Consider the following 6,914-nt stretch of genomic DNA (forward strand, 5'->3'; position numbering starts at 1 on the left):
CGGTCTGCCCRAATCTGCTGGCGCGCCAGTTCGAAGTTGCGCAGCCGAATCAGGTGTGGGCGTCGGACCTGACGTTCCTGCCGACCAGAGAAGGCTGGCTGTACYTGGCGGTCACCCTGGAYCTGCATTCACGGGCTGTGGTCGGCTACGCGATGGACACGCAGATGGCGGCCACRCTGCCACTGGCGGCCCTGCWGATGGCGACCCGGCGCCGTCATCCGTCTCCCGGACGGGTGCATCACAGCGACCGGGGCAGTCAATACGCGAGTGGGATCTTCCAGGCAGAATTGGCCCGCATGCGTGGTGGAAAGCTTTTTCARCTCCCTGAAACGGGAGCTGTACGAGGACGAGATCTTTGAGAGTCGTGCGTCTGCCCGTCAGGCCGTGTTCGAGTTCATCGAGGTCTTCTMCAACCGCCAGCGTCGCCATTCCACCCTGGGCGACTTGACGCCCCACGAGTTCGAACGGCAAGCTACGGCCGCTTAACTTCAGCTACGCAATATCGGGGTAAACCCAGACCCACCCCAACTTCACCAGCTCCCCCAACGCGCCATAAACGGCCGACACCTCGATCTTGAGAGCCCTCGCCATTGCGCCCACGTAGACGGAGCCCCCCAGCATCAACACCTCGCTCCGCACCAACTGATCCAGCACCTGCCCAGCAACGCCTTGTGCATCCATCGCCCTACCCTACTCGCCCAGCACTCCAGCAGAACCGACATTCCAGTTCGTGTCCTGGCGCGGGGTTGCTCAAGGTGTCCGTATGTGCATGTGGGTATTACTCGCCTGATAAACAACAACATCCGGACACCTTGAAAAGAGGCAGTCTCACCCCCTTCCCAGACCGAACGCTTCACCCTTTCCAGGCCTGGTGGTGTGGTCTCGCTGGAGTGATCTCCACCCCTCAAGGTCTGAGGAACGAGCAGGTCCGGTGCCCTTGGGATTCGTCCTGTTTCAAGCTAGGAACCGGCCAGGAACTTTACCCCGCTTCGGAAGAATTCGCGTGTGGCACGTTGGATTTCTCATGCATACGCTCTGCGCTACAGTATTTCCTTAGCCCAGAGCGAAAGCACGTGGGCGCGACATCACCCTCCCGAAATCTCTCTCCGCCCACAGCTCCTTGGAGGTGCACCACCATGCTCGACGACCACACGAAAGCTGCATCCCTGGCCTATCTCCAGCAGGAGGGCCTGGACGAATACGACCATGCCCGGTTCCTGTTCCAACTCATGGGCATCACCTCCCTGCAGGAAGCGAGACAGCAGGCGATCCCGATGAGCCTCAAAGAACTTCAGATCATCTTCTCGCGCAAGTGCACGGCGCTTGCGCTGGCGGCGGCCGCTCCGGAGCCCTCACCGACCCTCTCCGTAATGGGGTTTTAAGCCTTGACTTGACGGGGTGCCCGGGGAGGTTGGCACCGGACAACCAGAACGCCCCCTATACTCAACTCATGTAGCGAGAGACGAAGGCAGGCCGAACAAGGGGACACACGGCCCCATCACAAGAAGAAAACCCACCCGGCAAGGTGAGTTTCGCTTCCAATTCAAAAGGGTTTAGTCCGACGCCTCAGTAACGTCAGCCTAACACCCACAACGAGGTGTTGCAAGATGTTGGACCTACAACTGAAGACGACGCTCCTTGAGAGCGTCCTGATGGGACGCGTCAGCGCCTACGACGCCACGCGCACCCTCCTCGAGCTCGTCGGCCTGACCACCTTCGAGCGTGCGGTGCAGGCTTCCCCGAACAGCTGCGCGAAAACCTTGCGGCGGGTCTTCTCCCAGGGCAAATCCCTGGTCGAGCTGCCTGACGCCCCAGAGGCGCCTCCAGTGTCCATTCAGGAGATCGACGTCGAGCTGACGGCTCTGGCTGCTGGCGCGAGGGTGGATGCCAAGCAGGTGCTCTCAGCAGTTCTGCGGTATCAGAATCCGGTGGCGCGCGTGAAAGGGGTCCTGGAGGACTTGCGGACGCTTGTAGTGAATCAGTGCCGGGTGACGAATCCGACGGGGCTCTTCGTGCGCCTGATGCGCTCTGGGGAGGACGTACGGTTGCCGGCGAGCGTGCAGGCGAAGCGGGAGGTCAAGGCCAAGCACGAGGCCCCGCCGCTCAAGCCTCTGCCGGAGGTCGGCGAGTGGGTGAAGTATCAGGGCGACTGGCTCAGGGTTGAAGCCGTGCTCGAGCGCAAGGTCCGGCTTTACGCCCCAGAAGGCCGCTCTTACTACTACTTCGTCGAGGACTCCGACACCGATGTCTCCTTCGAACAGGCAAGGCAGCTGTTACGGCAGGCGGCACCCCCAGCAGGTCCTGGAGGCCAGGTGGCGCTGGGCTGAACCACCCCACAACTCAGCAGCCCTCCGGCTCGATCTCAGCGACCCGGTACTGCATTTCGTGTGGCTTCAGAACGACATTGTTTGCAGTCGAGGATTCACTGAAGGCGCTGGAGGCCGCTTACGGCGCGCCCTATGCTCAGGCATGGCCTTCCTGAACTCCCTGGTGCTGGCGTACCGTCCGGTGGTCGCAGTCACGCCTCAGACGGACATGCTCTCTTGTGGGCACGAGCGGGCCCGCGTCGATCTCACGGCCGCCGGGACGTACCTGAGGGAACGGGGCCTCCCGCGCTTCGCCCGGACGCGCCTGTGCCCGCAGTGTAGGCAGGAGCCGAATCCGAAGGCCCTGGCCAAGGTGACGCACGACCCCACCCCGGCCTCTCGGCAGCGTGCGTCTGACTGGGGGCAACTCACTCGAACAGAGCGGGAGCAGGCGGAGGTCGTCCTTCGGGCTTTACCGGGGGGTGCGGATATCGAGATGGACGGCTGGCTGATGATGGCTCCAGAGCAGCGAGCGACGATCGCGCAGGTCGGCGAACGGTTCGCGGCGGGTCTGGGTCTGACGTTCAGGGAATTTATGGGGTTACGGGTCGAACCCGCGCCCTATGTCACAGCGGCTGGGTTGCGATGGTTGCAAGCGTCGCCGAAGGAGAAGCAGCGGCGGCGAGAGGCAAGCGATGTCCGCTGGCTGGTGGCGGAGCGTGCGCGGAAGCGGTGAGGCTCTCCGAGGTGCCTGAAACAGGCCATTGAGTCGCTTCCTGGTCTGGAAGGGGCTGAGATCCATTAGCCCTCGCCGCCCTGGCTGCTCTCCACCCGACCTTCGAGCTTGGCCTGGGTAGCATCTTCGGCGCGCTGCACGTCGCGCTCCTGGATCTCGCGCTGCTCGTTGCCGCGCTCGAACAGCTCGCGCCGGGCCCGCAGCTTGGATTCGGGTTGCTGCAGGTCGCTGCCTTGGCCCTTGTGCACGTGTTGGAAGAACACCAGCGCGCCACCTGCCAGCGCCAGTGCCCCCGCGAAGTACAGCGTTTCGAGCGGCTCCTCCCAGCGGATGAAATGCTCCAGGAAGGTCACCCCCAGGATCACCACGATCACCGACACGACCTTCTGCTCCAGGTCGGCCAACGTCTCCACCCCCAGCGCCGACGTGACGTTCAGCGGCCGGATAAATAGGCTGTAGAGCCCCACCCCGATGATGTAGAACACCACCGCCTTGAGCATGGTGCTCACCACCTCCAGGAATTCAACAGCCAGCTCGCTCGTCGTGCTTTCCTCGCGGCGTAAGAGCATGTCGCGCCAGGTCTCGTAGATGGTCTCCAGCGCCACCCAGGTGCCCTGCAGGAACAGACTGAAGGCTACCAACAGTACAGCGATCACAGCGATGAGGACCACGAAGCGCGTGCGGCCGATGGCGGCACTGAACCAGTCGCCTTGCGGCGAGGACGTTTCAGCCTGGGAACGGGAAGACACGCTTTCATCTTGGGGCGGGGGTGAGCGTGTCGGGTCCGGCTCTTACCTATCTTCCCTTTAGGGCCCTGCCTCCTGGCCTGCACCGCGTGTTGCTCGCCGCCGTCCGCTGGGAACGCGTCACCCCGCGCAAAAGCGGCGTGCGGGTATAGCGCTCGATGGGGCGTACTGGAAGCGAGCATTTTCCGATCCGTCATCCCGGAGCTAGGCGACTGCCTGCTTTAGCAAGCCAAAAGGCCGTGAATGCTCAACGGGCCTCACCTTGATTCTTAGTTAAGGACAGCAGGTCAGCACATCCTGCCGTCGAGAAGCGGCTATACCGAGAAGCATGTTGCCTCCCGCAGAGTTGGGCAAGTGACGTCAGGTCCTGGGAGCATCGGACTATGAGCTTTGGGCGGCCAGCCGCACCATCGATACCCTGCGCTGGGGACCAACAGCCGCAACCCAATTGGTGCTGATCAATACCAGTCCAGTCGCGTTGCACATTCGGGAGATCGAGGTCAGCGGGCTGCTTGGGAAGGCGTTCTTATGGCATTGACCAGGCGTGGTGGAGCCGCGGAGTTTCTGGACCGTGCTGGATGAGCGGAGTTTCGATGTGCTCGTGGCCATGACGCGGCGTGAGGGGCGGCGTGGGTTTGGGGTGCAGGAGGTGGTGCACGAGATCGTGGTCCATCTGGATCAGCCCAGGCCTCGGTCACTGGCCTTCCAAGTGTCCTGGGGGTTCCCGACACCCAGCTACGACATGGGCTTCTTCCTACCAGCCCTGGAAGATGACGCTCCTGAATCACGGTCTTCAAGTGCAGAGGCCAGGAACAAGACGGAATATTGACACTGGGGCGTGCACCGCAGCACCTGCGCCTTCTTCTCCTTGGTCCTCTGCCGTTCAGAGCAGTCCAGGCTGACCTCCTCTTCTCCCCCCACTGTCCCCCCCCATCTTGAGCGCTCTTACAGACCTCGATCTGATTGACGAACGGCAGCGTGAGCTCATGTTGCTCCCAGCTTCGCCACGTCCAGCCTCTGCCGTTCCTCCCACAGCGGACTTGAGTGAGCGGGGGGATCCCCCCTTCTGGGAAATGCTGAGCTACCTCGTCACTCACAAAATCAGTCGCACAGTCGTCCTCAGCGCCCATCAGCTCACCCTCTACGTCCGCGAAGGCAAAATCGAGGCAGCCAGTGGCTATCGTCGTCTTGGAGACATCCTTATCCAGCACGGCTGGATCGAAGCCCGCGAAATAGATCTGGCCCTCGCCAGCCCTCAACACCTCGGGCAATATTTCCTGCTGCAACGCAGAATCAGCAGCCTGCAGCTCCGCACCGCATTGCGTCAGCAGGTCAGAGAAGCTCTCGATTACCTCCTGACCCAATCTGACCTGTCCTATGCTCTGGCCCCGACACAAGTTCTTCCCGTACCGACCGCAAGCGTCGAGGGGTCTGATTTCCTCGCGCAGATCCTGGACCGTCAGCCCCTGGCGTTGGGCACCGTGTACCAGCTGGCCCGGATCGAGCAGGACATCACGCTCAGCCCCCGAAGCTGGCAGTTACTCCGAGTGATCAACGGTCGACGAGCCTTGAGTCGCGTGATTCAGGCCTCCGGACTCCCGCCCAAGGACGCCGACGAAGCGGTCAGAACCCTGATCCAGTCGGGCGCGGTCGAGCAGACCAATCTCCTCAGTCTCCGGTTCATCGTTCCGAAGCGGCTCCCGCTGGACAGCACCAAGCACCCGCCAGGGAATCTGCGGGCCAATCTCTTCCTGAAGCAGGTGGACGGGCAACAGAACGTCTGGGAAATTCAGGCGACGCTGAATCTGCCGGCGGACGAGACCATTACGATTCTGCTGTCGTTATACCGTGACCGGCTGATCGAGGTGGTGCAGGGACAACAAGAGTTCGATCAGATCCTCCACGCCTATTGAGATCTCAAGAAAGCGAGGCCGGCTGGTTTCTGCTGATGTTGAGAACGGAAGGCTTCCCCTCAGTTCATCTGGAGGCACTGACTTCTCAGAACGAGACGGAGGATGACCCAAGGGGAAGCACTGTTTGTTGCTCAGAGGAGAGACTTCTTTCAGCGAACCCTTTCCAGGGTCTTCGCTGGACATACCGAGATACAGAAGGGCGTAAAAGGACCGCTGCTAATTGTGAAGCATAGGCATATCCAGAACGTCAGTCATAACAAGAAGAGGCGGCTGAGAGCCGCCTCAGAGTAACAAAGTTCTGTTAGTACAGTAAAAACTTAAGTGTGGATTTGCAAATAACGTTTGTAGGGTCTATAACCTACTCTTTCTTCTGTTTCAGCGCAGACTGTCCGCCGACACAGTCTTGACAGTGATGATGCTCGCTTTGGAAGAAGGACCAAGCCGCATCAGCCATACACGGGAACGCATGCGTTCACCTGTGTCATCAAACGCCATAGGTCCAGAGATATTCTCACACAGGAGTGCGCTTTTGTTGACACAAGCATCAAACTTCACTTTGCGCACTGCTTCGCTTACCCGCGCACGGCTTGGAAGTGCCCCACCGGGTTGTAGGGTACTGTCAATCGCATTCAGAAGAACATTCATCGCTTCGTAGGCCATTAGTGCGCGCCCACTGGGAGCAACCTTGTACTTCGCCTGATACTGCCGGGTAAACACCTCACTTCCCGAGTAGGAATCCACAGACCCATAGACTGTGGAATACACCACGCCCGTCGCACTTGCTCCTGCACGTTGAGCGAAGCTCGGTGCATCCAGCCCGTCGCCCCCCATAAACAAGGCCTTGATCCCGGCTGCACGGAGTGCTTTCACCAGTGGGGCACCGATATCATCACTGCCGCCGAAGTACACCACGTCTGGGCCGGCGTCGCTGATTCGCTTGATGGCCGCCGCGATACCAGCCGGGTCTGAAACGCCCGCATAGCCGCTCAACGCGATGTTCCGGCGCTTGATGTTCGCCTGAAGCGAAGTGGCCAGACCATTGCCGTAAGCGGTGTTGTCAGAAACGACGAAGACGCTCTTGGCCTTGACTTCCTCTTGCAGATAGGTGGCCGCGGCCTCAGTAGATGACAACTTCATTTTTTACTGCTCCTGACGCTGAAAAAGGGCTGATGATCGCCTCCAGAAAGGTCACCAGTCGTTCTGGTTTCCAGCG

Annotated in this window: 7 protein-coding genes and 1 pseudogene; 5 read left to right on the forward strand and 3 right to left on the reverse strand. The window is 60.7% G+C overall.

Features of this window, described 5'->3' with window-relative positions:
• Window positions 1-486 (forward strand): annotated as a pseudogene (locus ASF71_RS23115) (DDE-type integrase/transposase/recombinase); the annotation flags it as partial.
• Between the two features lie 6 nt (window positions 487-492).
• On the opposite strand, the gene ASF71_RS16825 reads toward ASF71_RS23115, so the two are convergent.
• Window positions 493-681, reverse strand: coding sequence for a hypothetical protein (locus ASF71_RS16825; protein ID WP_056302363.1), 189 nt, complete (start codon window positions 679-681; stop codon window positions 493-495).
• Between the two features lie 455 nt (window positions 682-1,136).
• On the opposite strand from ASF71_RS16825, the gene ASF71_RS16830 reads away from it, so the two are divergent.
• From ASF71_RS16830 to ASF71_RS16840, 3 genes are all read left to right on the forward strand, one after another.
• Window positions 1,137-1,382, forward strand: a complete 246-nt coding sequence (locus ASF71_RS16830) for a hypothetical protein (RefSeq protein WP_056302364.1) — start codon at window positions 1,137-1,139, stop codon at window positions 1,380-1,382.
• A 225-nt stretch (window positions 1,383-1,607) separates the two neighbouring features.
• Window positions 1,608-2,327 carry a hypothetical protein gene (locus tag ASF71_RS16835; RefSeq protein ID WP_056302365.1) on the forward strand — a complete coding sequence of 240 codons (720 nt, stop codon included), beginning with the start codon at window positions 1,608-1,610 and terminating at the stop codon, window positions 2,325-2,327.
• Window positions 2,328-2,469: 142 nt separating this feature from the next.
• Window positions 2,470-3,042 (forward strand): hypothetical protein, encoded by a 573-nt coding sequence (locus tag ASF71_RS16840; RefSeq protein WP_056302366.1) that lies wholly within the window; start codon window positions 2,470-2,472, stop codon window positions 3,040-3,042.
• Window positions 3,043-3,107: 65 nt separating this feature from the next.
• On the opposite strand, the gene ASF71_RS16845 is transcribed toward ASF71_RS16840, so the two are convergent.
• Window positions 3,108-3,791, reverse strand: coding sequence for a YqhA family protein (locus tag ASF71_RS16845; RefSeq protein ID WP_056302367.1), 684 nt, complete (start codon window positions 3,789-3,791; stop codon window positions 3,108-3,110).
• A gap of 1,070 nt (window positions 3,792-4,861) precedes the next feature.
• Between ASF71_RS16845 and ASF71_RS16855 the strand changes: the two genes are divergently transcribed.
• Complete coding sequence (locus tag ASF71_RS16855) at window positions 4,862-5,701, forward strand: hypothetical protein (RefSeq protein WP_156372936.1); 840 nt, start codon at window positions 4,862-4,864, stop codon at window positions 5,699-5,701.
• 375 nt (window positions 5,702-6,076) lie between these two features.
• On the opposite strand, the gene ASF71_RS16860 is transcribed toward ASF71_RS16855, so the two are convergent.
• Window positions 6,077-6,838: a branched-chain amino acid ABC transporter substrate-binding protein gene (locus ASF71_RS16860; protein WP_082506143.1), complete on the reverse strand. Its 762-nt coding sequence runs from the start codon at window positions 6,836-6,838 to the stop codon at window positions 6,077-6,079.
• Between the last annotated feature and the right edge of the window lie 76 nt (window positions 6,839-6,914).

This window comes from Deinococcus sp. Leaf326 (assembly GCF_001424185.1).
Lineage (GTDB): Bacteria > Deinococcota > Deinococci > Deinococcales > Deinococcaceae > Deinococcus.